Genomic DNA, 26714 nt, shown 5'->3' on the forward strand with positions numbered 1-26714 from the left:
ACCCCTGTCCGGTCACCCTCGTGGCTAGCGTTCTAAAACGCCCCAGCTCAGGGGCATTTGCCGTATGTCATGAGGAGCCACCTTGCGAGTCCTGGCCGTTGTCCCCGCCCGTGGAGGTTCGGCGGGCGTCCCGTTGAAGAACCTGGCCGCGGTGGGCGGCACTCCCCTGGTCGCCCGTGCGGTGAAGGCCTGCCTGCGGGCCGAGCTGATCGACGAGGTGGTGGTCAGCACCGACCACCAGGGGATCGCCGAAGTGGCACGCGGGGCAGGGGCGACCGTGATCGAGCGGCCCGAGGAGCTGAGCGGTTCGACGGCCTCCAGCGAGTCGGCCGTCCTGCACGTCCTCGACCACCTCCCGGACACCCCGGACGTGGTCATCCTGGTGCAGTGCACCAGCGCGTTCATCGACCCGGCCGACCTCGACAGCGCGATCGTCAAGGTCCTCGACGGCACCGCGGACGTGGTGTTCTCCGGCCTGGAGACGCACGAGTTCCTGTGGAACACCGCCGGAGCGGGCGTCAACCACGACCCGGCCCACCGGCCGCGCCGCCAGGACCGCGAGCCGGACTTCCGCGAGACCGGCGCCTTCTACGTGATGCGCACCGAAGGCCTGCGCGAGCACGGGCACCGCTTCTTCGGCGCCGTCACCGTGCAGCCGGTGCCGTCGCGGCACGCCATCGAGATCGACACCCCTGAGGACCTGGAGATCGTCAGGGCGCTGGCGCCGTTCGTCGACCGGCCGGAGCCGATCGACGTGGACGCGGTGATCACCGACTTCGACGGGGTGCACACCGACGACCGCGCCTACGTCGACCAGGAGGGCCGCGAGATGGTCGCGGTCAGCCGCTCCGACGGCATGGGCGTCTCGCTCCTGCGGCGGTCCGGCGTCAAGATCATGATCATGTCGACCGAGCACAACCCGGTGGTCGCCGCCCGCGCCCGCAAGCTCGGCGTGCCGGTCCTGCAGGGCCTGACCGACAAGCGGACCGTGCTGCGCGACTGGCTGGCCATCGAGGGGATCGACCCGGCCCGCGTCGCCTACATCGGCAACGACGTCAACGACCTCGGCCCGATGGAGGACGTCGGCTGGCCCGTCACGGTGCCCGACGCCCACCCCAGGGTCCGCGCCGCCGCCAGGACCGTGCTGACCAGGCCCGGCGGCTTCGGCGCCGTACGGGAGCTGTGCGACCGGGTGCTCGCGGCCCGTCCCGAGCCCGAGGTCGCGCCGCCGGCAGCCCCCAGGACCGAGCTGCGGCTCACCCCGGTCGCCAAGCCCGTCCAGATCGGCGACGCGCTCGTCGGCGCCGGCCAGCCGGTCTACGTGATCGGCGAGATCGGCATCAACCACAACGGCGACATCGACATCGCGCGCAGGCTCATCGACGTGGCCGCGGACGCGGGCTGCCAGGCGGTCAAGTTCCAGAAGCGCACGCCGGAGATCTGCGTGCCGCTGGAGCAGCGCGACCAGATCCGCCAGACGCCGTGGGGCGAGATGACCTACATGGAGTACAAGATCAGGACCGAGTTCGGCCTGGACGAGTACACCGAGATCGCCAAGCACTGCCAGGAGCGGGGCCTGCACTGGTTCGCCTCGCCGTGGGACGTGCCGTCGGTCGACTTCCTCGAGTCCATGGACGTGGTCACGCACAAGGTCGCCTCGGCGAGCGTGACCGACCTGGAGCTGCTGCGCGCCCTGTCCGCGACCGGCAAGCCGATCATCCTGTCCACCGGCATGTCCACGCTGGAGGAGATCGACAGGGCGGTGGAGATCCTCGGCACCTCCAAGCTGGTGCTGATGCACGCCACCTCCACCTACCCGCTCCCGCCGGAGGAGGCCAACCTCCGCACGATCGTCACCCTCCAGGAGCGGTACGGCGTGCCGGTCGGCTACTCGGGTCACGAGCGCGGCCTGCAGATCTCACTGGCCGCGGTGACCCTGGGCGCGGTGACCGTCGAGCGTCACATCACGCTGGACCGCACCATGTGGGGCTCCGACCACGCCGCCTCACTGGAGCCCTCGGGCCTCGAACACCTGGTCCGCGACATCCGCATCATCGAGACCGCCCTCGGCGACGGCGTCAAGCGGGTCTTCCCCGGCGAGGAGGCCCCGAAGTCACGGCTGCGCCGGGTGACTGTATGAATTGCTGTGTTCATTGCGACGCCTGACGGCGTCGCGGGGCTTGGGCGCTTTCGGGCCGGTGTCTTCCCTCGTCGCTCATCCGCTTCGCTCCTTCGCTCCTCAGTCCAGACACCGGCGCGCCCAAGCCGAAACCCGTCCCGACACCGGGGAGCCGAACGGTTCCCCGGTGTCGAGGAGGGGACGACGCTCGGATATCGCACCGTCGCCGTGCAGGGGCTTCCCGGGGGCGGCCCCCGGCGGTGTGATCGATTCAGGCAGCGGCCCCGGAGCGGGAACGCCCGGAGGCCTGTGGTGACCATCTTCGACAGGGAAAGAAAAAGTTGATCAAGTTGTCCGTCGTCGTCCCGGTCAGGGACGCCGAGCTCTACATCTCCGACGCGCTCACCTCGCTGACCAGGAACGCGCGCAGGGACTTCGAGTTCATCGTGGTTGACGACGGATCGGCGGACGCGACCGGGCAGATCATCGAGGACTTCCGCGACGATCTTCCCGGTCTCGTCGTGCTGCGCAACGAGACGCCGGTCGGGCTGGCCGACGCCCGCAACCTAGGGGTCTCGCTGGCCTCGGGACGCTACCTGACCTTCATGGACGGCGACGACTGGCTGGCTCCCGGCTATCTCGGCGAGCTGGTGGAGGCGATCGAGCGGCTCGGCTGCGACTTCGTCCGGGTCGACCACGTCCAGGTGGAGGGCAGGAAGCGGGTGATCCACCGGGCGCCGCTGGCGACGCGCGAGGTGGTGCTGAAACCGCGTGAGCACATCATGCCCGTCAGGGTGAAGACGATGGTCGACTACCCCTACGCCTGGGCCGGGATCTACCGCCGCGACCTGGGCGAGCTGTTGACCTTCCCCGGCCACCTGCACACCGCCGAGGACCGTCCGTGGATCTGGCGGCTGCACCGCCAGGCGGGCTCGTTCGCCGTGGTGTCGCTGGCGGGGCTGTTCTACCGGAGGATGGTCTCCGGCTCGCTGACCCAGATCGGCGACGCCAGGCAACTGCACTTCTTCGACGCCTTCGAGCTGGTGCTGTCCGACCTGGAAGAGGAGTTCGCCCCCAAGGCGGTGCGCACCTTCTGCGCGCTCCTGGCCCACCATCTGGAGCTGGGCGAGCGTTTCTCCCCAGACCTGCGCGCCCGCTTCGAGAAACGCGGCGCCGACGCCCTCAGGCGGCTGTCCCCCGACCTGCTCGCCGCGGGCCGCCTGGAGCCGGAACGTGACCAGATCCTGCAGAGGCTGTTGGAGGTCCGATGACACAGTTGTTCTACGCCTCGACCCTGTTCGGCGCGATGACGCTGGCGGCCGCGATCGACGAGGGCCGTTTCGGGCCGCACCGGGGACGCAGGATCCTGCTGGTCTCCAACAACGCGGCCATCCCGGAGATCACCCCGTCCCTGGACCAGGCCCCCGGCTTCGCGGCGCTGCGACCGCGCTTCGACGAGGTGTGGTCGTGGAACGACATCGTGGCGCCGTTGCACCCGTCCGACTGGAAGGCCCGCATCATCGAGGTCCCGATGCTGGCCCGCCTGCTGCGCTCCCACCTCTCCCTCGACGAGGGGCCGGACGAGCTGGTCCTGGAGTCCATCGCGGTGCCGCCGGCCAGGACCATCGCCGGCCTGGTCAAGGACTGCCCGATCACGGTCTACTCCGACGGCCTGATGAGCTACGGCCCGACCCGCGACCCCCTCCCCCAGGAGATCTCGGGGCGGATCACCCGTCTGCTCCACCTCGACCTCGTGCCGGGCCTGTCGCCGCTGTTGCTCTCCGAGTACGGGGTGCCCGCCCAGACCCTGCCCGACCAGGCGTTCCTCCGGGTGATCGGGCAGGCGGAGGAGCACGCGCGCGGCACCGAGGGCCTCGCCTCGGGACAGGCGATGATCCTCGGCCAGTACCTGTCCGCGCTCGACATCGTCACCCCCGAGGAGGAGGCCGGGCTCCACGCCGACATGCTGCGAGGTCTGGCGGCCAGGGGATTTCGCACCGTGCTGTTCAAGCCGCACCCCGCGGGCGGGCGGCGTCACGCGCAGCAGCTCCGCGAGACCGCCGGAGAGCTGGGAGTGACGCTGACGGTCGTGGGCGAGACCGTCCCCGCGGAGTCGTGCTTCGCCGCGCTCAGGCCGGAGCTGGTGGTCGGGTGCTTCTCCACGGCCCTGATCACCGCCCGGCAGCACTTCGGCCTGCCGGTGGCGGCGGTCGGGGGCGAGACGGTCCTGGAGCGGCTGTCTCCGTACGAGAACAGCAACCGGATCCCGGTCACGATCACCGACGCCCTGCTTCCGCGCCTCTCCCCTGACGGGTCACTGCGGGAGCCGCCGACGGTCGATCTCCAGGAGCTGGTCAGCGCCGTGGGCTACTGCATGCAGAGCGGCTCCCATCCGGGACTGCGCGAGCGGACAGCCGCCTACCTGGACGCCAACGGCCCCGCCCGTTACTTCAAGCGACAGCGCCTGACCGCGCTCGAACTGGTCTCCCCGGCCGCCACGGACTCCAGCCCCCTGGGCAAGCTCCGCCGCCGCCTCTCCAGAGCCCTCTCCTGACTGCGTGTCCCCGTCGGCGTGCTCCCGCGATCACGCCTTCGGGGCCGGCGCCCCACCGTCGCGCGGGGGGCGACCCCGAACACCGCCGGTGCGTCGAGACGGCGCGCCCCGCCCGGCCTCGACAAACGAGACCCGTCGAAGGCACACCCATGTCGAACAGCCACCCGCCCCCGAGTGTTCCCGCCCGGGAGCGAAAGTGGTTTCGGCTTGGGAGCGCCCAGGCCCGCGACGCGCAGCGTCGCAATGAACACAGCTAGAAGGCGCCCAGGTAGCGGCGCATTCTTCGCTTGGCCCGGTAGCCGACACGCAGCACCTTGGGCGGCACCTCGACGCGCAGGCGGGCTCTGCGGCGGGCGGCGGCGTGCTGGGGGCCGTCGAGCAGGGACTTGGCGGGGATGAGGCGTCCTGAGCGGGCCTGGCCGACCAGGGCGACCATCCGGGAGACCCAGTCGCTGTCTCCGGCGGGGTGGAAGTAGTTCGCCTGGCACCAGGCTTCGTCCGGGGTCAGGAAGCGGCCCTCCGCCACGTCCTCCAGGGTGCCGAGCAGGCCGCTGTTCTCGAAGACCAGGTTGATCATCTCGGCGCTGACGCCGAAGTCCGACAGCACCAGCAGCGGCACCGACTGGGCGATCGCCTCGAGGGCGGCGGTGGAGCTGACGGTGACGAACCCGGCCGCGTGGGCCAGGTGCTCGTGCATGGGTCCGACGGCGAAACGCACCGCGTCAGGACGGACGTGCCCCTCGGTGACCAGTGACTGCCACAGGCGCTGGTAGTGGTGGCGCTCGTTGTGGGTCTGGCGCTCGGTGTCCAGCGCGCGGAGTTTGACCACCACGTCCAGGTCGGGGCGCCGCTCGGCCAGGGCGGCCAGGGCGAGCAGGATCCGCTCGCGCTCCTCCCTGCGTTTGGGCACCTTGGCCTGGGTGGCGAACACGACGCGGTTGCGCGGCCCCGTGACGGGGACCTCCTGGCCGTTGTGGAGGAACGGCAGCCGGGTGAGGCCGATCGCCCCGCCGCCGCCCAGGTCCCTGCCGATCGCCGTGAACTCCTCGACCTCCCGCCCGCTGTGCAGGACGAACAGGTCGCATCCGCTGCGGAAGAGCCATGCCTTCTCGGTCGCCGGGATGGAGATCCCCGGCAGGCCGGACACGAAGACCGGCCTCGGTTCAAGACCCGCCAGCACCTCGCTGACCAGCACGTCCACCACAGGCCCCGTGCAGGCGACCAGGACAGCGTCCGGCCTGAACCGCTCCGCCGCCCTGCGCAGCGCTCTGGCGGACAACACGGGCGGGTCGGTGGCCGCGCCTGCCACCGCCGCGTGGATCTGGGCCGCGGAGGGCGTGATGGGGGTGCGGATCACCGTCAGCTCCGCCGTACAGCCGGAGGGCAGGCTCTCCAGCAGGTAGGCGGCCCACTTCAGGTAGGAATCCGAGTCGGCCACGGCCAGGACCTTCAACCTGTGACTCCAGTGTCGTGATGGGCGAACATCGAAAGGTGGGAACGGAGGGAGGGAGCCGCCTGGGCGGTCCACCACTCGTCGGGGACGTCCACGGTCTCCACGGCGACGCCGCGGGCCGACAGCAGGACGCGCAGGGAGGTGACCGCGGTCGACGGCAGGCTCAGCACCCGCTGTTCCGCGGCCAGGCCCCGCAGGGTCATCTCGGCGGGGGCTCCGCCGTCGTAGACGGTGATCCCGGGTTGTTCCCTGACCCGGGCGAGATCGTCTGGGTCCTCCCTGCGGTGCGGGAAGTAGGCCACGGGTTCGGTTGAGCCGAGTCCCGCCAGCCAGGTGAAGTAGCGGTCGCGGTGGATGAGGCCGTTGCGGACCAGCGAGGTGCCGAGGACGACGGTGCGCTCCCGGGGCCCCGGCCCGCGCAGGGGCTGCGACCTGAGCCACGCGAAGTCGTGGGTGACGAGTTCGGCCCCCCTGTCGCGTACGGCCTGCGCCAGCTCCGCGGGGACGGGCAGCGCCGTGAAGACCGACAGCCGCCCCGCGCGCGCCGCGGCCCTCAGTCGCAGACCGGCGGCGACGCCGAGCGCCTTCCTGAGCGGGCTCGCCGTGGCCCTCGCTCTCAGCAGCGGCGTCCAGGCGCGCCCGGTGAGCAGTTCCAGGAGCCTGATCGTGGCCAGGCCGTCGTCGACGATCACGATTCGTCCGGGAAGGGCGGTGAGCCAGCCCGCCTGGACCTTGCCGGAGAAGGCGTCGCCGACCGCCCAGCTCACACCCCGGTGCGGCCTGGGCATCTCGGGGGCCGGCATGGCGAGTTCGAGGCCGTCGGGCGGGCCGAGCCTGGCGATCTCGCGGCGGGTGACGGCGAGCGGTCGCAGCTTGGCCCTGGGGATCACTCTGGCATGGGCGCCGAGCAACCCCGCGTGGTGGGCCTCCACGGCGCAGAGCATCTGCAGCGGGGACTCCACCCAGGCAATGGCCGAACCCTGCTCCCGCGCGTGGTCTCGACCGTCCTCCACGCCGGGCGATGACCCGTTCACGACTGCCTCACCGTAACCCGGATGTCTTACAGGCCTGGGAACTGCGGGTGAACACCCGAATACACCCACTTGCGGGGCCAACAACAGGCGATCTACGGTGGTGTACGAAACCGTTTCGTACACCCACCCTCCTCGTAGGAGTGAATCGTGTGGACTCTTGATGACATTCCCGACCTCACTGGTTTCACCGCGCTGGTCACCGGCGCCAACAGCGGGATCGGGTTGCCGACCGCCTTGCACCTGGCCAGGCGCGGCGCCCGGGTGGTCATGACCGCACGCGAACAGACGAGGGGGCAAGGGGCGCTCGACGCGATCAGGACGGCGGTTCCCGGCGGCGAGGTCGAGCTCAGGCTTCTCGACCTCGCCGACCTCGGCTCGGTACGGGCGTTCGCCGACGGCTTCGACGAGCCGCTGGACCTGCTGGTCAACAACGCGGGCATCGGCATGATCTCCCGGCAGACCACAGCCGACGGCTTCGAGATGCAGTTCGGCACCAACCATCTGGGCCACTTCGCACTGACCGGCCTGCTACTGCCCCACCTGCTGGCCAGGCCAGGGGCCCGGGTCGTCACGGTCTCCAGCGACGCGCACAGCCTGGGCAGGATCGACTTCGACAACCTGGGCCTCGAACGCGGCTACGGGCGTGTCTCCGCCTACAGCAGGTCCAAGCTCGCCAACCTGCTGTTCACACTGGAGCTCCAGCGCCGGGCGCGAGGGAGGCTGCTCGGCCTGGCCACCCACCCCGGCGCGACGGCGACCGGCATCATGGGGAAGGGGTGGGTGGCAAGGCCCGTCGGCGCCCTCATGCGCCTGCTGCTCCAGCCGGCGGAGAAGGGGGCGATCCCCTCTCTCTACGCCGCCACCTCTCCCCACGCGACCGGCGGCCTGTTCGTCGGCCCAGGCCCGAAGGCGCTGACCCCCTCGGCGAGGGCACGGGACGAGAGCCTGGCACGGCGGCTGTGGGAGACCTCGGAAGACCTCACGGGCGTACGATTCAAAGTGATCACGTAGCCGTCAGTCACCGGAGGCACCTTGCGTCTCGACCCCACGCGAGAGCGGGCGATTCTCGACGCGACCGTGGAACTGCTCTCCGAGGTCGGCTACGACCGCATGTCCGTCGACCAGATCGCCAAACGGGCCAGCGCGAGCAAAGCCACGATCTATCGCCGCTGGCCCGGCAAGGAGGCCCTGGTCGTGGACCTCGTGTGCAACCACCTGGAGGTCGAGGCCGCCCCGCCGCCGGACACCGGGTCGATGCGCGGCGACCTGCTGGCGGTGGTCAAGGGGTTCTGCGGGATCCTCGAGCAGAGGCACAACATGATCTTCGGCCTCCTCCCCGCCCTGCTCACCACCCCCGAACTGGCGGCGGCCCTGCGCGACAAGGTGCCGCGCCCCGACATCACCGGCATCACCCCGCTGCTCGACCGGGCCCGCGAGCGGGGTGAGCTGCCCGGGGGGGTCGACCCGGGCGAGGTCAGGACCGTCGCCGAGTCCCTGGCCTGGCACCGGCTGCTGTTCACCGGCAGACCGCTCGACGACTCGTTCGCGGAGGAGACGGTCGACAGGGTGCTGCTGCCGCTGCTCCGCTCCTGGTCGGCGGCGGGGTCCTGACCCTCCCGAAGGCCCCTGCCAGGTAAAGGACCCCGTCTTGACCAGGCAAAGGACGGGTCCGCGAAAAGATCTACGTTAACCTCCGGGCGCGGCGGGCGGATCATGACCCGCGATCGCCCCCTTCGTCGCCCCGCTGCCCGAAAAGCCTTTTCCCACAGGGGTTTCCGGCCCCGAAGTGAAGATCGGCGCGGCACGGGAGGCTCGAAAGTCGGCCTAGTCTTCCCGCCTGATTCCGAGCTATTCCAAAGCCAAGGCAATGTGCCGGACTTGTAATCGTCTGTCCGGTTCACGTACGTTCAACGAATTCGTGGCGAACGCCTAGACCTTCGCAGGTCAACGCATTGCCAGCACATTGCCCGACCGTGATCCACCAGGTGGGACCTCCGCCTGACTGGACACGGCCGCCGAATCCGCGATTACGCGGAACCGGGGAACCAAGTTTTTGGGGTGAATCAGCGCGTCCAGCGCTGTAGGGCACTTTCCAGCCCGAACCCGTCAGCTAACCCGGTAGGCGGCATGGAAGCGACGCAAGGAGCAGTAACCCCATGGCCAAGCACCGCCTTACCTCCACCCCCAAGACGCACTACCTGGCCCGCATCATCCTGGGAACGTCCATCGCCCTCACCGGCGCGGTCTTCGCAGGCCCCGCCGCCCTGGCGGACGCCCCGGGGAACGCCCCGGTCGGCGCTCCCCCCGTCGAGGTCAAGACCGAGGTCAAGACCGTCAAGGCCGCCAAGACCCGCCTCGAGAGCGAGGCCGAGCGTCTGCCCAAGGTCACCGCGCAGCAGGTCCTGGAGCTCGCCTCCAAGCAGATCGGCATCAGGGAGAACTCACAGGGCGGCGGAACCAAGTTCCAGTCCTGGTACATGTCCTCCGAGCGCGCCAAGGAGACCACCGCCCGTGACGGCGGCCGCAGCGTCAGGGACTACGCCAACGCCCCCTGGTGCGCGATGTTCGTCTCCTGGGTCGGCGAGCACGCGGGCATCCGCCCCACGATGGGCTGGGACGCCTACACCGTCTCCCACGCCAAGTGGTTCAAGAACCACGACCACTGGGGCACCACCCCCAAGCCCGGCGCGGTCGTCTACTTCGACTGGAACGGCGGCAAGAACCTCGAGGGCATCGACCACGTCGGCTTCGTGAAGAAGGACAACGGCGACGGCACGATCACCACGATCGAGGGCAACACCGGCAACGGCAAGGTCGAGCAGCGCGTCCGCCCGACCTCCCAGGTCGTCGGCTACGGCTACCCGGTCTACAGCGGCTGACCCGCCCGCTGTAACGGCTGTTCCCCCACACCCGGAAAAGGGGCGTGGCTCATCCGAGCCGCGCCCCTTTCCGCGTCCCCGCTCCCCCTCCTCGCCGCCGTCTCCACGCGCCCGCCCACCCGACTCCCCTTGCCGCCTCCTCCCCTCCGCCCGCTCGCCCCCCGCCACCGGCACGCTCCGCCTCGGGGTCTCGGTCATCGATCATCCCGAGCACCCTCTCCCTTTGGGAGCGCTCCCAAAGCATCAAATGTACCTTTTGTCGCCTATGTGCCTATATACACCTCGGCGACACGCGGACGTAACGGTTGAGTTTCGGCGTATTGACGTTTCGACCACCCGTCGTCCACCCTTCGTGGGAGCGCTCCCAGCACATTGAGGAACCGCCCCATCGCAGGATCGCGTTCGTCGGGGACCGATCCCCGATGTCACCTCCCACCGATTCGGGCGACCACCTGAGAGGGGTCCGGAATGTCGAAAAACAGGCGGCGTGGCAGGTTCGCCACGGTCACGGCGGTGGCGGCCACGGCGCTGGCCGTAGCCTCGTGCGGTTCGGGCGAACCCGCTCAACCCACGGCGGGCGGCGGTGCCGCGTCCGCGGCGGCCGAGCCGGTGACCATCACCGTGCACACCTTCGGCGGCGGCGAGAACTTCGGCTACGACAAGGCCGTGGAGACGTGGAACGCCGCGCATCCCAACATCCAGATCAAGTACCAGAACCTGACCGACCGCTTCGAGGACGTCTACCTGCCCCAGTTGCTCCAGCGCCTGCAGGCGGGCAGCGGCGCGGCCGACGTCATCGCCCTCGACGAGGGCGCGATGGGCCTGATGAAGGCCCGCCCGCAGTTCTTCACCGACCTCGGCCAGTACGGCCTGGACAGCCGCAAGGCCGACTTCCCCGCGGCCAAGTGGGACAACGGCGTCAACACCGAAGGCAGGCTGTTCGCCCTCGGCACCGACATCGGCGGCATGACCCTGTGCTACCGCACGGACCTGTTCGAGAAGGCGGGCCTGCCCACGGAGCGCGAGGAGGTCGGCAGGCTCTGGCCTGACTGGAACGCCTTCATGGAGGTCGGCAAGAAGTTCCAGGCCGCCAACCCCGGCAAGGACGACCCGAGATTCCTCGACGGCCCGAACACGCTCTACAACGTGATCCTGTTCCAGGAGGCGCCGAAGAACGGCAACGTCGCCTACTTCGACAAGGGCGACAAGCTCGTCATCGAGACCAACCCGGCCGTCAAGACCGCCTTCGACACGGTCAAGAGCTTCAGCCAGGCGGGCCTGACCGCCAAGCTGTCCTCCTTCACGCCGCCGTGGAACGCCGCCATCAAGAAGGGCGGGTTCGCCACGATGGGCTGCCCGGCCTGGATGTTGGGCGTGGTCTCCGGCGCGGCGGGCGAGTCCGGCAAGGGCAAGTGGGACGTCGCGGCGGTGCCCGGCGGCGCGGGCAACTGGGGCGGCTCCTACCTCGCGGTGCCCAAGCAGAGCAAGCACCCCAAGGAGGCCGCCGAGGTGCTGAACTACCTCACCGGCAAGGAGGGTCACGTCATGGCCTTCCAGGAGGCCGCGGCCTTCCCGAGCTCCATCCCGGCCCAGCAGGACCCCGCGGTCAGCGAGCTGAGAAACCCCTTCTTCAACGACGCGCCGACCGGCCAGATCTTCGGAGCCTCGGTCAAGGACCTGCAGCCCACCTTCCTCGGTGAGAAGCACGCACAGGTGAAGACCTCGGTCGAGAAGGTCCTCGAGGGCATGGACCAGGGCTCGGTCCCCTACGACCAGGCCTGGACGAGGTTCCTCGGGGCCGGCGTCAAGGCGGCGGGCTGACCCAGGGGCCCGCGCGGGCCGGGCGGGCGGCGCCCCCGCCGCCCGGCCCGCCGCCCGCCCCTCGCTGAAAGGCTGATCGATGACCCTTCACCTCGAAACCGCGACTCCCGCCGGGTCCGGCGGGAGCGGCCCCCCGGCGGAGCGGACACGGCGGGGCGGCGCCTGGACGGCCAGGTTCGACCTCCTGGCGACCCCCTACCTCTTCGTCTCCCCCTACTTCCTCCTCTTCGCCGTCTTCGGCGTCTTCCCTCTCGGCTACACCCTCTGGGTCTCGCTGCACGACTGGGAGCTCGCCGGGGACAGGACCTTCGTCGGGGTCGACAACTACCTCTCCCTGATCACCGACGACGCCTTCTGGAACGCGGTGGTCAACACGCTCGGGATGTTCGTCATGTCGACGGTCCCGCAGCTGGTCCTCTCCCTGGTCCTGGCGAACGCCCTCAACAAGCGCATCCGGGGCAGGCTCCTGCTGCGCATGGGCGTGCTGCTGCCACTGGTCACCTCCGTCGTCGCGGTCGCCGTCGTCTTCACCCAGCTCTACGGGCGCGACTACGGCATGGTGAACTGGTTCCTCGGCCTCTTCGGGGTCGACGCGATCAACTGGCAGAACGAGAAGTGGTCCTCGTGGATCGCGATCTCCACGATGATCGACTGGCGCTGGACCGGCTACAACGCGATCATCCTGCTCGCCGCCATGCAGACCGTCCCCAAGGACCTGTACGAGGCGGCCGCCATCGACGGCGCGAGCGCCCGGCGGCAGTTCTGGCGGATCACCATCCCCCTGCTCCGCCCGACGATCGTCTTCACGGTGTTCGTCTCGACCATCGGCGGCCTGACGCTGTTCACCGAGCCGGTCATGTTCGACGGCAACCCGACGATGAGCGGCGGCGCGACCGGCCAGTACCAGACGGTGGCGATGTTCGTCGTCAAGGAGGCGTTCCGCGACTTCGACCTCGGGTACGCGGCCGCCGCCGCCTGGCTGCTGTTCGCGCTGATCCTCCTCGGCACGCTCGTCAACCACTCCCTCACCCGCCGCATCGGGGGGACCGAATGACCGCGACACGCACCGGCCGCCGCGCGGGCGGGACGCTCCCCGGGACCCGTGACCGCGTCTGGGACGCGGGCCCGCTGACGAAGGCCGTCCTCGCCCTCGCCATCGTGATCTCCGCGTTCCCGATCTACTACATGTTCGTCATGGCCACCCGGACGAACGAGGAGGCGATCGACGTCCCCCCGCCGCTGCTGCCCGGCGGCCACCTGGGGGAGAACGTCGCGCGGCTGCTCGCGACCGAGGACGCCTACTTCCTCACCGGCCTGGTCAACTCGGCCGTCGTCGCGGTCACCGTGACCCTGTCGGTGATCCTCATCTCCACGCTGGCCGGATTCGCCTTCGCCAAGCTGCGCTTCAGAGGCGGCAGGGTGCTGCTCGGCCTGGTCCTGGTGACGATGATGGTCCCGCTGCAGCAGATGGGCGTGGTCCCGCTGTACGAGCTCATGGTCGCCCTCGGCTGGACCGGTCAGCTCAAGGCGGTGATCCTGCCCTTCCTGGTCAACGGGTTCGGCGTCTTCATGATGACCCAGTACACCCGCCAGGCGGTGCCGGACGAGCTCGTCGAGGCCGCCCGGGTCGACGGCGCGTCCACCGCGCGCGTCTACGCGAGCGTCGTCCTGCCCGCGCTCAGGCCGGGCATGGCGGTGCTGGCCCTGCTCGTGTTCATGCAGACGTGGAACGAGTTCATGTGGCCGCTGATCGTGCTGAACCCGGACAACCCCGTGGTGCAGACCTCGATCGCCGCGCTCAACCAGGCCCACGGCACCGACTACGTCATGTTGTTCACCGGCACGGCGGCCTCGGTCCTCCCCCTCTTCGTCGTTTTCATCGTGTTCGGCCGCCAGATCGTCGGCGGCCTCATGGAAGGTGCGGTCAAGGCGTGACGACACGACAGACGCAGGTTCAGACTCCGGATCTGGTGTTCCCCCCCGGCTTCGTCTGGGGGGCCGCCACCTCCGCCTACCAGATCGAGGGCGCCGTCTCCGAGGAGGGGCGAGGCAGGTCCGTCTGGGACGTCTTCGTCCGGCAGCCGGGGCGGGTGGTGAACGGCGAGAACGCCGACGTCGCCGTCGACCACTACCACCGCTACCGCGACGACGTCCGGATGATGGCCGGCCTCGGCCTGGGCGCCTACCGTTTCTCCGTCTCCTGGCCCCGCGTCCAGCCCGACGGCGCCGGAGCGGTCAACAGGCGGGGCCTCGACTTCTACAGCAGACTGGTCGACGAGTTACTCGCGCACGGCGTCGACCCGTGGGTGACGCTCTACCACTGGGACCTGCCCCAGGCCCTGGAGGACGCGGGCGGCTGGCCGGCGCGGGACACCGCGGAACGCTTCGCCGACTACGCGGCGGTCGTGCACGACGCGCTCGGCGACCGGGTCCGCAACTGGGGCACGGTCAACGAGCCCTGGTGCGCGGCCTTCCTCGGCTACGCCTCGGGAGAGCACGCCCCGGGACGGCGCGAGCCCGCGCGGGCGGTGCGGGCCGCGCACCACCTGCTCCTGGGCCACGGCCTGGCCACGGCGGCGATGCGCGCCCAGCGGGCGGACAGCAGGATCGGCGGCTGCGTCAACCTCTACGCGGTCTCGCCGCAGACCTCCTCCCCTGCCGACCTGGACGCCGCCCGCCGCGTCGACGGCCTGCAGAACCGCTTCTTCCTTGACGCGCTCCTGAGGGGTGAGTACCCGGCCGACGTCCTGGAGGACCTGGGCGAGGCGGCCGGGTTCGCCCAGGAGGGGGACCTCGAGGTCATCTCGGCCCCGCTGGACATGTTGCTGGTCAACTACTACAGCCGTTTCACCGTCTCCGGCGTGCCCGGCGGCGCGGCGTCCGCCGCCGCGGCGCCGATCGAGGCCGGGTCGCCCTGGGTCGGCAGCGAGCACGTCTCGTTCGTCGAGGGCGGGCGTCCCGTCACGGCCATGGGCTGGGAGATCGACCACGACGGCCTGCGCGAGATCCTGCTGCGGCTGGCCGAGGAGTACCCCGGGGTCCCGCTGGTCGTCTCGGAGAACGGGGCCGCCTTCGACGACGTCGCCGACGCCGACGGGTTCGTGCGCGACCCGGAGCGCAGGGACTACATCGAGGCTCATCTGCGCGCCTGTCACGACGCCATCCAGGCGGGAGCGCCGCTCGAGGGCTACTTCGCCTGGTCGCTGATGGACAACTTCGAGTGGGCCTGGGGGTACGGCAAGCGGTTCGGTCTGGTCCGCGTCGACTACGAGACCCAGCGCAGAGTTCCCAAGGGGAGCGCTCTCTGGTATGCCGAGACCATCAGGCGTGGCGGCCTGATCCGTCCGGCAGAATAAGGGTCTAAGGATCTTTCATGGGGGCGAGAACAATGAACGGCGACCGTCGTCCGACCCTTGAGGCGGTCGCGGCTCTGGCCGGTGTCGGTCGCGGCACCGTCTCCCGGGTCATCAACGGCTCGCCGAAGGTGAGCGAGAAGGCCCGCGACGCCGTGCAACAGGCCATCAGGGAGCTGGGCTACGTCCCGAACCGGGCGGCCCGCACACTGGTCACCCGGCGCACCGACACCGTCGCGCTGGTGGTCTCCGAGTCGGAGTCACGGGTCTTCGACGAGCCCTACTTCGCGGGGACCATCCGCGGCATCGGCTCCGCGCTGTCGGAGACGGGCCTGCAGCTGATCCTGGCGATGGCCCAGTCCAGGCAGGACCACGAGCGGCTGGAGCACTATCTGACCGGGCAGCACGTCGACGGCGTGCTGCTGATCTCGCTGCACGGCGCGGACCCGCTGCCGGGCAGGCTGGAGGAGATGGGCGTGCCGACCGTCATCGGCGGCAGGCCCGTCGGGCCGGCCCCCTACAGTTACGTCGACGTCGACAACAGGGCCGGGGCCAGGCAGGCGGTGAAGTACCTCCTGGGCAGGGGCCGCAGGCGGATCGCCACCGTCGCGGGCCCGCAGGACATGGGGGTCGGCGTCGACCGGCTCGCGGGCTACCGCGACGCGCTGATCGCGACGGGGGTGCCGGAGCTCGTGGCCTACGGCGACTTCAGCGAGGCGAGCGGCGCGGCCGCCATGCGCGAACTCCTCACGAAGGACCCCGGCCTCGACGCGGTCTTCACCGCCTCGGACCCGATGGCGCTGGGCGCGATGCGGGTGCTTCGCGAGGAGGGCAGAGCCGTCCCCGGCGACGTGGCGGTGATCGGGTTCGACGACTCACCCGCGGGGGCGCACTCCTCGCCCGCCCTGACCACCGTGCACCAGCCGACGGAGGCGATGGGCCGCCAGATGGCCCATCTTCTGGTCGCCCGCATCAACGGCGAGCATTTAGAGCAGCCTGTGGTGATACTGGACACGCACCTGGTCGAGCGGGCCTCCGCCTGACCGCCCCGTCCCCGGCCGGCTTCGCGCTCTCCCCCTGTCCCCGCCCGCTCGGCCCGTCCTCCGTCCTCTGTGTCCCCTCCTGTCCCCGGCGAAAGGACCATCGTGTCCCGGCAGTTCACCCTCCGCGGCGGCGGCTTGCACGCCGAGATCAGCGAGCGGGCCGCGGCCCTGCGCGTGCTCAGGCACGGTGAGCGCGACCTGGTGACCCCCTGGCCGCAGGACGGCCCGATCCCCTTCTACAGCGGCACCCTGCTCGCCCCCTGGCCGAACCGGGTCGGCGGCGCGCGCTACACCTTCGGCGGCCTGACCCACCGGTTGCCCGCGAACGAGGAGGACAGGGGCAACGCCCTGCACGGTCTGGTCGCCGAGACCGACTGGCAGGCGGTCGAATGGCTGGCGGTGGAGGACGAGCACGGCTTCGTACGGCTGGCGCACACCATCACCCCGACGCCCGGCTACCCCTTCACGGTCGCCCTGCAGGTGCGTCACTCCCTGACCTCCGAGGGGCTGACCACCACGCTGAGCGCGGAGAACACGGGCGAGGAGGCCGCGCCGTACGGCTGCGCGCCGCACCCGTGGCTGCTGGCGGGCGACCGGGTCGAGGACTACGAGCTGCTGGTGCCCGCCGACAGGGTGTCGCCGCCCGACGACCGGATGCTGCCGAGCTCCCTGGAGGACGTCTCCGGCACGCCGTACGACTTCAGGAGCCCGCGGACCGTCGGCGAGACGGCCCTCGACCACACCTTCACCGGGCTGACGCCCGACGCGGACGGGCTGGTCAGGGTGCGGGTGCGCGGCCCCGAGGGAGGGGTTGAGCTGCGCTGGGACGCCTCGGCGCTGCCGTGGGCGCAGGTGTGCACCGGCACCGGGTTCGGCCACAGGGGCCTGGCCGTGGAGCCGATGACCTGTCCTCCCGACGCCTTCAACTCGGGCGTCGACCTGATCGTGCTCCAGCCGGGCGACAGGGTCGAGACCTCCTGGACGATCTCCCCCCTCTGATCCGGCCGCCCGAGGCGACACGGCGGACCGGCGCGCTCCTCCGCCGCGTCTGTCTCGCCCTGATCACGCTCGTGGAGAACGGCCCCCGCCGGTGTCCGGAGAAGGACCGCGCCCGCTCCGCGGCGGAAGCGCCGCCTCGCCGCTCGGGCGCTGGAGGTGCTGCGAGCCGCGCGGTGGACCCGCGCGGGCGCGTGCCGGGCGTCAGACGGACGGAAGGTCGGCGACCATGATGGGGGTGGTGGTCGGCCTGTCGGATCCGCCCGCGGGCTCGACGGTCAGGCCGACCCGCTGGTCGCCTCTGAGGGGGGTGGTCAGCAGTGGCGTGGTGACGTCGCCCTCGGCCTGTTCGAGCAGGCCCGCGGGGCGGGCGCCGTCCGGGCCCATCAGCCACACCTCGTAGACCCGGGAGTCGGGCAGCGGGGGGAGCCCTCTGGTCGTGACCACCATCCGCCCCTGCGAGGGCGACAGCACCATGGTGCAGACGCCGCCGGAGGAGACGGGGTATCTCACGGTCTTGGCGTCCGAGGCGGCGATCACGGTCACGGCCTGCCGGAGCTCGTCGCGGTCCCTGACCGCGTCGACGGCGATGGCGCCCATGGCGACGGCGGCGGCGCTCGCGGCGGCCACCAGACCGATCGCGACCCGCCTGCGCCACGGGGGACGGGCCCTGAGCGGCACCACGTCGCCGGGCGGAGGCCCCGCGCGACGCCCCTCGGCGTCGTGCTCGCCCGAGGGAGGAACGTCCGTACGGCGGTCGCCCGTCCTGCGGCCCTTCGGGAGGGGTTCCTCCACGGTCCGGTCGAGAAGGGGCGGTTCCTGGCGGACCTCGGCGATGCGGGCCATGACGCGGGCGCGCAGCGCGGCGGGCGGCGCCTCCGCGGCGGCCACGCCCAGCCTGGCGGCCGTCTCCGACAGCCCTCGCACCTCGACGGCGCAGGACTCGCACCTGGCCATGTGGTCCTCGAAGAACACCACGTCGTGCTCGGGCAGCGCGTGCAGCGCGTAGGCGCCGGACAGGGTGTGGAGGTCCTCGTTCATCGTTCCACCCCCATGCAGTCACGGAGCCTGACGAGGCCGTCGCGCATCCTGGTCTTGACGGTGCCCAGCGGCACCCTCAGCAGCCCGGCGACCTCCGGATAGCTGTAACCACCGTAATAGGCGAGGGTCACGGCCTGTCGTTGCAGATCGGTCAGACCGCCCAGACAGCGGCGCACCCGCTCGCCCTCCAGGCGGGTGGTCACCGTCTCGGAGACCTCGTCGTAGGGGACCTCGCCCGACATGCGGGAGACCCGTTCCTCCCTGGCGGTCGAGGCCTGGGCGGACCTGACCCGGTCGACGGAGCGGCGGTGGGCCATGGTCATCACCCACGACAGGGCGCTGCCGCGCGTCCGGTCGTATCTGGAGGCGGTCCGCCAGACCTCGACCAGGACCTCCTGCGCCACCTCCTCCGCCTGCGCCCTGTCCCGCACCACTCGCCGGGCGAGGCCGAAGACCGGCCCGGCCAGCAGGTCGTAGACCCGGTCGAAGGCCTGCTCGTGCCCCAGCGCCACCTGGGACAGGAGCTCCTCCAGACCGGGTTCCTCCCCGGGGACCGGCGCCCCGGCGGGCTCACGTTCTGTCCTCACACCCGCCTATTCGACACCGTGTGACGGACGGATTGCCAGGAGAGGTGTTTTCTTCGAGGGCAACATGTGCCAAAATTTCATTGGGTGATGAATTATGAGTCAGAACACATGTGTGATCGCCGGGGGCGGCCCGGCGGGGGCCGTGCTCGCGCTGCTGCTGGCCAGGGCGGGCGTCCAGGTGACGCTGCTGGAGAAACACTCCGACTTCCTGCGTGACTTCAGGGGTGACACCATCCATCCCTCGACGCTGCAGGTCCTGCGGGAGGTCGGCCTGGCCGAGGAGTTCCTGCGGCTGCCGCACCACAAGGCCCGCGGCATGACGATCCGGACCGACGACGGAGCGGTGCCGATCGCCGACCTGTCCAAGCTCGACAGCGAATACCCGTACATCGCCTTCGTCCCGCAGTGGGACTTCCTCAACCTGGTGACCACGGCCGCCGCGCGCCACCCCTCCTTCCGTCTCGTCATGAACGCCGAGGTGCACGGCGTGATCCGCGAGGGCGACGCGGTGCGCGGCGTCCGCTACCGCGACCCGGACGGCGAACACGAGCTCCGGGCGACGCTCACCGTCGCCGCGGACGGCCGCCACTCCGACGTGCGGCGCGCCGCCGGGCTCGTCCCGGTCGAACACGGCGCGCCGATGGACGTGGTCTGGTTCCGGCTGCCACGCGAGCCCACGGACCCCGACGAGACGTTCCTGCGCCTTTCCATGGGCAGGCTCATGGTGGTGATCAACCGGGGAACCTACTGGCAGCTCGCCTACGCGATCCCCAAGGGGGGCTTCGACGCCCTGCGGGCCGAGGGCGTCGAGGCGCTTCGCGAGCCGGTGGCCGCCCTGCTGCCCTTCCTGAAGGACCGCACCGGCCTGCTGACGGGCTTCGGGGACGTGAGCGTGCTGTCGGTCGCCCTCAACAGGCTGCGGCGCTGGCACCGTCCCGGACTGCTGGTCATCGGGGACGCGGCGCACGCCATGTCGCCGGTCTTCGGCGTCGGCATCAACCTGGCCGTGCAGGACGCGGTGGCCGCGGCCAACCTCCTCGCGGGGCCGCTGGCCTCGGGCGCCGAGATCCCCGAGTCCCTGCTCGCCAGGGTCCAGCGCCGCCGTACACCGCCGACCGTGGTGACCCAGTTCGCCCAGCGCGTGGTGCAGGCCCGAGTGATCCGCCCCGCCCTGTCGGAGAACGACACACCGGTACGGCTGCCGCGCGACCTGGCCCACATGCCGGTCCTCGGCGCCCTCGCCCGCCGTTTCATCGGCCTCGGGGTCCTTCCCGAGCACGTCAGAAGCCCGTCGCAGAGCGGGTGAGACCTCACCGGAGACAAAGACGTTCTCAATCCGTGGACATCTAGGTGGGTTCGCCCACGCAAGTGCAATAGCCTGGTATGTCGTGAGCAACAACCTCGATTCCTGGCGGCAGCTGACCGCGGCGCAGCAACCCGAGTGGCCCGACCGCGGCGAGCTGGACAGGGTGGTCGCCGAACTGGCGGGGCTGCCCCCCCTCGTGTTCGCGGGGGAATGCGACAACCTCAAGGCCGAACTGGCGGCGGTGACACGGGGCGAGGCCTTCGTGCTGCAGGGCGGTGACTGCGCGGAGACGTTCTCCGGGGCCACCGCCGACGGCGTCCGCAACAAGCTGAAGACGCTCCTTCAGATGGCCATCGTGCTCACCTACGCGGCCAAGGTGCCGGTGGTGAAGATCGGCCGGATAGCCGGGCAGTTCGCCAAGCCCCGGTCCAAGGGGACCGAGGTCCGCGACGGGATCGAGCTTCCCGCCTACCGGGGCGACATGGTCAACGGCTTCGACTTCACCCCCGAGTCCCGCATCCCCGATCCCGGGCGGCTGCTGCGCGCCTACCACTCCTCCGCGGTCACGCTGAACCTCGTGCGCGCCTTCACCAAGGGCGGCTACGCCGACCTGCGGCAGGTGCACGCCTGGAACCAGGACTTCGTGAGCGAGTCCCCCGCGGGCAAGCGCTACGAGCAGCTCGCCAGGGAGATCGACCAGGCGCTGGCGTTCATGCACGCCTGCGGAGCCGACCCGGAGGAGTTCCACAGCGTGGAGTTCTACTCCTCGCACGAGGCGCTCATCCTCGACTACGACCGGGCGCTCACCAGGATCGACTCGCGGACCGGCCAGCCGTACGACGTCTCGGCGCACATGGTCTGGATCGGCGAGCGCACCCGCCAGCTCGACAGCGCGCACGTGGAGTTCTTCTCCCGCATCCGCAACCCGATCGGCGTGAAGCTCGGCCCGACCACCACCGCCGAGGACGCCCTCGCGCTGGTCAGGAAGCTCAACCCGGACAACGAGCCCGGCCGCCTGACCTTCATCACGAGGATGGGCGCGTCGAAGATCCGCGAGCACCTGCCCTCGCTGGTGGAGAAGGTCACCGCGGACGGCGCCCAGGTGGCCTGGATCTGCGACCCGATGCACGGCAACACCTTCGAGGCTCCCAGCGGGCACAAGACCCGGCGCCTCGACGACGTGCTGAGCGAGGTCGCGGGCTTCTTCGAGGTGCACCGCGCGCTGGGCACGCACCCCGGCGGCGTCCACATCGAGTTCACCGGTGACGACGTCACCGAGTGCGTGGGCGGCGGCTACGAGATCGTCGAGGACGACCTGGCGCTGCGCTACGAGACGGCCTGCGACCCGCGCCTCAACCGGAGCCAGTCCCTGGACCTGGCCTTCCGGGTGGCGGAGCTGTACCGCTCGGCCTGACCGCGTCCGTCCTCCCGCGGCTCACACGCGAAAGCCCCGCGCCTTCGGGCGCGGGGCTTTTCCATCGGGCCGTCAGTTGTTCTGGACGCCCATCTCGTTCGCCAGCTCCGCACGGATCGCGTCCATGTCGAGCGCGCGGACCTGGCCGATGAGGTCCTCGAGCGCGGGCTCCGGCAGCGCTCCGGCCTGGGCGAAGACAACGATGCCGTCACGGATGGCCATGATCGTCGGGATCGACGTGATGTCGAAGCCCTGAGCCAGACCCTGCTGCGCCTCAGTGTCGATCTTGCCGAACTTGATGTCGCCGTGCTTCTCCGACGACTTCTCGAAAATCGGCCCGAACGTACGGCACGGCCCGCACCAGGCCGCCCAGAAGTCCAGCAGGACGATCCCCTCGTCGGCGATGTCGTTGAAGTTCTTCTCGGTTACCTCAATGGTCGCCACCGGTGGCTCCTCTTGTTGTCACGTCTGTCTGGCTGGCATAACCACTTCCCTCCCACGAGCATTCCATCCCGTGGCGCCCGCGGGAACAGGCGGGGCGGGGGACGGGGCAGGCCGCCCGCCGAGGCCGCCGCCCGAGGCGTGATCGCGCTCAGGACACGGCCCGGGACGTGAGCGACGACCGGCGCGTGGCCGGTGTGATCGGCCGCCTCAGCGGGTGGTTCGTCGTCCGGGGGAACTCCCTGCTCCCACAGATGGACCTGTGCCTCACTCCCACCAGGCTCACCAAAAGAGATATCCAGTCAAAAGCATTTAAATGCGTATAAGAGTGCACGGCAATCGACACCGTAAGCGCGTCGTCGCCCATCCGGCTCCCGGGGCCGGGAATTCCGCCCGCCCACGCGTCACGACTCGGAACAGGCCGGGAAAGGGGCCGGTGATTCACCGCGGTGAATCACCGGCCCCCTTTCCCGGTGCGGCTACCGCCCGCCGGGCAGGGTGAGCCCGATGACCAGGGGGTCGTGGTCGGAGGAGCGGAAGGCGTCAGGCCGGTAGAGGCCCGGTGGGTTGTACTCGGTGTTGTAGTCGAGGAGGCGGCTCTCGTCGGCGTTGACGTGCCAGATCGTCGTGCTGGTCACCCGTCTGAGCAGGTCCCTGCCCGCCAGGGCGTGGTCGAGCTCGCCGCTGCGCCCGTCGAAGAGGTAGCTGTAGCGCAGCGGCGCGGGGACGAACCGCTTGGACAGGCTGGTCAGCCCGCCCGCCTCCAGCGTGTCGATCGGGTCCTCCTCGCCGTAGGCGTTGAGGTCGCCCAGCACCAGCGGGCCGGGCAGCCTCAGGCTCTCGACGAGGGCCAGCGTCGCCTTCGCCTGACGGACCCGCTCACCGTTGTAACAGCTCTGGCCGTCTCCCTGGTCGGCGTCCTGCCCGGTGGCGGCGGCGTCGCAGCCCTTCGACTTGAAGTGGTTGACCACCAGCGTGAACGGCTCGCCGCCCTGAGCCCTGCGGAAGGTCTGGATCAGCGGGGGCCGCCTGAAGACGGGATCGGTCGAGGAGCGGGCCGGGCCGACGAGCCGGAGCCTGGCGGGCTTGTAGATCACCGCGACGTGGATCAGGTCGGTGCCCGGATAGGGGTGGGTCAGCGCGGCGTACGTGCCGGCGCCCACCTCGGCGTTGAGCGCGTCGACCAGCGCCTGGACGGCGGTCTGGCCGTTGTTCTGGACCTCCATCAGGCCGACCGCGTCGGCGTTGAGGCCCTTGAGCGTGGCGACCAGCTTGGCGAGCTGCCGCTTCTGCTCCTCCGCGGTGCTCGCGCCGCGCGAGCCCAGCGTGGTGAACCAGTTGAGGGTGTTGAGGCTGGCCACCCTGACGTTGCCGAGGACCGGGAACGGCGCGGGCAGGCGCGGGTTGGTCCGCAGGAAGCCGATCGGCCTGGTCGGCTGGAGGCGGTACTCGCCGAAGCCGTACCCCAGCACGCCGGTGACGCCGAGCGCGGTGTCGCCGAGACGGACGGCACGCGGGTCGGTGTAGGGGACGGTCGGCGGGTTCTCCCTGGTCGAGCCGTCGTCGACGAGCAGGGAGCGACGCTCGTTCGCGGCCTCGCTCACGCCCGCCCTGTCGGTCGCCTGGAACAGGCGCCCCTCGGAGGAGAGGGTGACCTCACCGTAGCGGCCGAGGTTGTAGTGGTCGGTGACGGCGAGCGGCTCGGGGAAGGTGACGAGCATGCTCTCGACCGGCTCGAAGGTCGAGCCCTCCGCGCGCGGCAGGCTCCGCCTGACGGGCTCGACGGCGCCCGTGCCGCAGACGTCGACGGCGGTGACCGGCGACAGCTCGGTCCAGCCGTTGAACTCCACGACCTTGCCGGTGACCAGCACCCGGTCCCCCGCCTTGACGTCCCTGAACGAGCTCCTGGCGAAGGCGAACAGGCCCTCGGAGGTGGCCGGGTCGGCGTCCGGGGCCGGGTCCTGCAGGAAGAACCCGCTGAGCTGGTTCGTCTCCTGGAAGTCGCCGGTCACGACGCCCTCGACGCGCACGGTCTGGCCGGCCAGCGGGCTGACGTCGCCGCCGCCCTGCACCTGGGAGATCCGGTGGGTCGCGGGGGTCTCGCACGGCTGCGCCGTCGGCGTGGGGGTGGGTTCCACGGTCGGGGTCGGCGTGGCGGTCGGCGTGGGGGTCGGCTCCACGGTGGGCGTCGGGCTCGGCGTCGGCTCACCGGTCGGGGTGGAGGTGGGGGTCGGCTCGACGTCGCCGCAGGGCGACGGAGCGGTGGCCCGGTTGCGCGGCGCGGGAGGCGCGCTCTCCAGGTCCGTGCCGTTGACGTCGGTGTCGGCGCAGCCGTGGTCCCGGCGCAGTGCCGCCGTGGTCGCGGAGAGGGTGGGAGCGGCGGAGCCCTCGTAGTAGTTCGCGGAGCCGTACCCGACGAGGTCCGCGATCAGCGCCGCCTGCTCCGCCGTGCAGGGGGTGGAGCCGCCGTTGCACGCCAGGCCCTGCGCCGAGCGGACCAGGACGACCTTGCCCGCGGTCGCGCTCATGTTGGTCGCGCCGGTGCTGTCGGGAGTCGGCAGCGGCGCTCCGTTGGCTCCCCCGCCCAGCTGGACCAGGTGGTACCCGCCCGGGGCCAGCGTGCCCGACAGCGGCACGACCGGGTTGGCGCCGAAGACGCCGGTGCCGGTCGCGCTGCCGTACTGGACGGACCAGCCCTCCAGCGCGACCGGCGCGGAGCCGCGGTTGAACAGTTCGACGAAGTCGTTGGTGAGCGGTGCGCCGCTGTTGCCGCCACCGCCGTAGACCTGGCTGATGACGACGGCGCCGGGCTCCGCCTGGGCGGGGGACGAGGCGAGGGCCGTGACTCCGGCGGCGGCGACGCCGAAGGCGGCGAGGGCGGCGAACGCCCGGGATAAAGCACGCATGACCGGGAGCGTAGAGCTCGTTTGACCGGCCGACACTTACTTGAAAATGACCAGAGGGTGAAATCGGCGAATCTTGACACTTTATGTTGACTGAAGGCATCAAGTTATAGCTTGCCTTGACGTAGATCTCGCTTAACCCTTCGTCTGGGGTATCACTGATTTATGAGAACTCTGGACGTGGGTTGGGTAACCTGCGCCGCCTCCCCGGAGTGCGCCGGATCGGCGCGACAGCCCTACGGACGCTGCATGGCCCACCTGGATCACCACGAGCTCGACGAGGTCGTCCGCGGCCTGTCCCCCGGCTCCGCCGTCGATCTGCGGGGCACCGTCGTCGGCCGGAGCCTGCTTGAGCGGGTCCTCGCCGCCACCCATGCCCGCCTTGGCCGGACCAGGTTCGACCTGGCGGTCTTCCCCGAGGACGCCAGGTTCGGCGACGTCGCCTTCCTCGGGGACGTCTCCTTCGACCAGGCCCGATTCCATCGCCTCGCCTCGTTCGTCGACGCGCGCTTCGCGGGGAACGTCTCCTTCAGGGAGGTGAGGCTCGCCAGGGAACTGTCGTTGCACGGCGTCACGGTCGCCGGGCACGCGGCCTTCGACCGGGTCTCCGTCGGCAGGGACGCGCTGTTCAGCGCGGCGAGGTTCGCCAGGACCGCGTCCTTCGAAGGCTCCGAGTTCCACGACTTCGCCGCCTTCGACGGCGCCCGGTTCGGCGGGGACGCCACCTTCCGCGGCAGCAGGTTCGGCCGGGCGGTCTCGTTCAGGAAGGCGGAGTTCGGCGGCCTGGCCGGGTTCGAGGCGACGCGCTTCTGGGCGGGCGGCTCCCTGACCCCCGTCGTGGTCGGCCGCCGCCTCAGCCTCGCGGGGGCGTGGGCGGGCAACGGCCTCGACCTGGCCGCCCGTGACTGCGTGGTCGACCTGCGGCGGATGCGGGTGACGGGCCGCCTGGCCGTGCGCCTTGACGGCGCGGTCGCCGACCTCGAGGGCGCGACGCTGCACGGCACGGTCACGGTCAACGGGCACGGCACGGCCAAGGTGACCTCCCTGCGCGGGGTCGAGGCCGAGGCGCTCGAACTGGTCTCCGTCGACCTGAGCACCTGCCGTTTCGCCGGGATCCGCACCCCGGAGCGGCTCAGGCTGACCGGCTGCGCGTTCGCCACCACCCCGCGCGGCGTGCGGTTCGCGCCACGCTGGCCGCCGCTGCGCTGGTGGACCCGGCGACGCACCCTGGCCGACGAGCACGCCTGGCGCGGGTGGTCCCTCTCCGAGACGGAGACGCCGACCCCGCACCGGCTCGCCGTCCTGTACTCCCGCCTGCGCGCCGGGGTCGACGACAAGGCGACCGCGGCCGACTTCGCCTTCGGCGCCATGGAGATGCGCCGCGCCACCAGCGGCGCGTCGGCACGCTGGCTGCTGTCGCTCCACTGGATCCTCAGCGGGTACGGCCTGCGGATGGGGCGCGTCCTCGGATGGTTCGCCCTGCTCGCGGCGATCACGGTGGGAAGCATCCTGATGAGCTCGGCCTCCCACGCCGCGCGCCGGTCGACCGCGCCGAGACCTCCCCTGCCCTCGGTCCACCTGTCCCCCTAGCCCTCCTCTCCGGCCAGGCCGGCTCCCGGAAAACGGCCGCTTCTCCGGGTGACGTCTCCCGGAAAGGCGCTCGTGGGGGCACGACGCGACAGGCTCCGGGTCTTCTCAGGGTTGTGCCTGATGCGCCGGGCCCACCTCGGTCACCACGATGTACGGTGAAACCCTCACAGGGGGCCGGGG

General features: G+C 70.7%; 21 protein-coding genes and 1 riboswitch. Of the genes, 15 read left to right on the forward strand and 6 right to left on the reverse strand.

Going from position 1 to position 26714, the window contains the following annotated elements; all coding sequences use genetic code 11:
• Nucleotides 1-82 precede the first annotated feature (82 nt).
• The 3 genes from PKF00_RS10630 (at nucleotide 83) to PKF00_RS10640 (ending at nucleotide 4673) form a co-directional block, all read left to right on the forward strand.
• Nucleotides 83-2140, forward strand: a complete 2058-nt coding sequence (locus PKF00_RS10630; RefSeq protein WP_271217255.1) for an N-acetylneuraminate synthase family protein — start codon at nucleotides 83-85, stop codon at nucleotides 2138-2140.
• Between the two features lie 320 nt (nucleotides 2141-2460).
• On the forward strand, nucleotides 2461-3390 hold the full coding sequence (locus PKF00_RS10635) for a glycosyltransferase family 2 protein (protein WP_271217256.1): 930 nt from the start codon (nucleotides 2461-2463) through the stop codon (nucleotides 3388-3390).
• Nucleotides 3387-4673, forward strand: coding sequence for an alpha-2,8-polysialyltransferase family protein (locus PKF00_RS10640; protein WP_271217257.1), 1287 nt, complete (start codon nucleotides 3387-3389; stop codon nucleotides 4671-4673). Before PKF00_RS10635 ends, PKF00_RS10640 begins: the two co-directional genes overlap by 4 nt.
• A gap of 253 nt (nucleotides 4674-4926) precedes the next feature.
• On the opposite strand, the gene PKF00_RS10645 is transcribed toward PKF00_RS10640, so the two are convergent.
• Entirely contained in the window at nucleotides 4927-6111 is a 1185-nt protein-coding gene (locus PKF00_RS10645; protein WP_271217258.1) for a DUF6716 putative glycosyltransferase, read from the reverse strand.
• Between the two features lie 11 nt (nucleotides 6112-6122).
• Nucleotides 6123-7160, reverse strand: a complete 1038-nt coding sequence (locus PKF00_RS10650) for a hypothetical protein (protein WP_271217259.1) — start codon at nucleotides 7158-7160, stop codon at nucleotides 6123-6125.
• Between the two features lie 147 nt (nucleotides 7161-7307).
• On the opposite strand from PKF00_RS10650, the gene PKF00_RS10655 reads away from it, so the two are divergent.
• The 9 genes from PKF00_RS10655 to PKF00_RS10695 all read left to right on the forward strand — a co-directional run bounded on the left by PKF00_RS10655 (nucleotide 7308) and on the right by PKF00_RS10695 (nucleotide 17255).
• Nucleotides 7308-8171 (forward strand): oxidoreductase, encoded by an 864-nt coding sequence (locus tag PKF00_RS10655; protein WP_271217260.1) that lies wholly within the window; start codon nucleotides 7308-7310, stop codon nucleotides 8169-8171.
• A 21-nt stretch (nucleotides 8172-8192) separates the two neighbouring features.
• Nucleotides 8193-8771 carry a TetR/AcrR family transcriptional regulator gene (locus tag PKF00_RS10660; protein WP_271217261.1) on the forward strand — a complete coding sequence of 193 codons (579 nt, stop codon included), beginning with the start codon at nucleotides 8193-8195 and terminating at the stop codon, nucleotides 8769-8771.
• Nucleotides 8772-9163: 392 nt separating this feature from the next.
• A riboswitch (cyclic di-AMP (ydaO/yuaA leader) is annotated at nucleotides 9164-9300 on the forward strand.
• Between the two features lie 16 nt (nucleotides 9301-9316).
• Complete coding sequence (locus PKF00_RS10665) at nucleotides 9317-10039, forward strand: CHAP domain-containing protein (protein ID WP_271217262.1); 723 nt, start codon at nucleotides 9317-9319, stop codon at nucleotides 10037-10039.
• Between the two features lie 468 nt (nucleotides 10040-10507).
• Nucleotides 10508-11860 carry an ABC transporter substrate-binding protein gene (locus tag PKF00_RS10670; RefSeq protein ID WP_271217263.1) on the forward strand — a complete coding sequence of 451 codons (1353 nt, stop codon included), beginning with the start codon at nucleotides 10508-10510 and terminating at the stop codon, nucleotides 11858-11860.
• Between the two features lie 79 nt (nucleotides 11861-11939).
• Nucleotides 11940-12914 (forward strand): carbohydrate ABC transporter permease, encoded by a 975-nt coding sequence (locus tag PKF00_RS10675; RefSeq protein WP_271217264.1) that lies wholly within the window; start codon nucleotides 11940-11942, stop codon nucleotides 12912-12914.
• Nucleotides 12911-13795 carry a carbohydrate ABC transporter permease gene (locus PKF00_RS10680; protein WP_271217265.1) on the forward strand — a complete coding sequence of 295 codons (885 nt, stop codon included), beginning with the start codon at nucleotides 12911-12913 and terminating at the stop codon, nucleotides 13793-13795. Before PKF00_RS10675 ends, PKF00_RS10680 begins: the two co-directional genes overlap by 4 nt.
• Nucleotides 13792-15216 carry a GH1 family beta-glucosidase gene (locus tag PKF00_RS10685; RefSeq protein ID WP_271217266.1) on the forward strand — a complete coding sequence of 475 codons (1425 nt, stop codon included), beginning with the start codon at nucleotides 13792-13794 and terminating at the stop codon, nucleotides 15214-15216. Before PKF00_RS10680 ends, PKF00_RS10685 begins: the two co-directional genes overlap by 4 nt.
• 32 nt (nucleotides 15217-15248) lie before the next feature.
• A complete protein-coding gene (locus PKF00_RS10690) occupies nucleotides 15249-16256 on the forward strand; it encodes a LacI family DNA-binding transcriptional regulator (RefSeq protein WP_271217433.1) in 1008 nt (335 codons plus the stop codon).
• Nucleotides 16257-16358: 102 nt separating this feature from the next.
• Complete coding sequence (locus tag PKF00_RS10695; protein ID WP_271217267.1) at nucleotides 16359-17255, forward strand: aldose 1-epimerase family protein; 897 nt, start codon at nucleotides 16359-16361, stop codon at nucleotides 17253-17255.
• A 201-nt stretch (nucleotides 17256-17456) separates the two neighbouring features.
• Here the strand turns inward: PKF00_RS10695 and PKF00_RS10700 are convergent, their stop codons facing one another.
• Nucleotides 17457-18293 carry an anti-sigma factor gene (locus PKF00_RS10700; protein WP_271217268.1) on the reverse strand — a complete coding sequence of 279 codons (837 nt, stop codon included), beginning with the start codon at nucleotides 18291-18293 and terminating at the stop codon, nucleotides 17457-17459.
• Nucleotides 18290-18880 (reverse strand): ECF RNA polymerase sigma factor SigK, encoded by a 591-nt coding sequence (gene sigK / locus PKF00_RS10705; RefSeq protein ID WP_271217269.1) that lies wholly within the window; start codon nucleotides 18878-18880, stop codon nucleotides 18290-18292. Before sigK ends, PKF00_RS10700 begins: the two co-directional genes overlap by 4 nt.
• A 94-nt stretch (nucleotides 18881-18974) precedes the next feature.
• On the opposite strand from sigK, the gene PKF00_RS10710 reads away from it, so the two are divergent.
• Both PKF00_RS10710 and PKF00_RS10715 read left to right on the forward strand, forming a co-directional pair.
• Nucleotides 18975-20186, forward strand: coding sequence for an FAD-dependent oxidoreductase (locus tag PKF00_RS10710; protein WP_271217270.1), 1212 nt, complete (start codon nucleotides 18975-18977; stop codon nucleotides 20184-20186).
• Between the two features lie 82 nt (nucleotides 20187-20268).
• On the forward strand, nucleotides 20269-21600 hold the full coding sequence (locus tag PKF00_RS10715; protein ID WP_271217271.1) for a class II 3-deoxy-7-phosphoheptulonate synthase: 1332 nt from the start codon (nucleotides 20269-20271) through the stop codon (nucleotides 21598-21600).
• Nucleotides 21601-21672: 72 nt separating this feature from the next.
• Here PKF00_RS10715 and trxA read toward each other — a convergent pair whose 3' ends face one another.
• Both trxA and PKF00_RS10725 read right to left on the reverse strand, forming a co-directional pair.
• Nucleotides 21673-22044 carry a thioredoxin gene (gene trxA / locus PKF00_RS10720; RefSeq protein WP_271217272.1) on the reverse strand — a complete coding sequence of 124 codons (372 nt, stop codon included), beginning with the start codon at nucleotides 22042-22044 and terminating at the stop codon, nucleotides 21673-21675.
• A gap of 476 nt (nucleotides 22045-22520) precedes the next feature.
• Complete coding sequence (locus tag PKF00_RS10725) at nucleotides 22521-24947, reverse strand: ExeM/NucH family extracellular endonuclease (RefSeq protein ID WP_271217273.1); 2427 nt, start codon at nucleotides 24945-24947, stop codon at nucleotides 22521-22523.
• A 246-nt stretch (nucleotides 24948-25193) separates the two neighbouring features.
• Here PKF00_RS10725 and PKF00_RS10730 point away from each other — a divergent pair, with 246 nt between their 5' ends.
• On the forward strand, nucleotides 25194-26534 hold the full coding sequence (locus tag PKF00_RS10730; RefSeq protein ID WP_271217274.1) for a pentapeptide repeat-containing protein: 1341 nt from the start codon (nucleotides 25194-25196) through the stop codon (nucleotides 26532-26534).
• Nucleotides 26535-26714: the final 180 nt, after the last annotated feature.

The organism is Streptosporangium carneum (assembly GCF_027922005.1).
GTDB lineage: Bacteria > Actinomycetota > Actinomycetes > Streptosporangiales > Streptosporangiaceae > Streptosporangium > Streptosporangium carneum.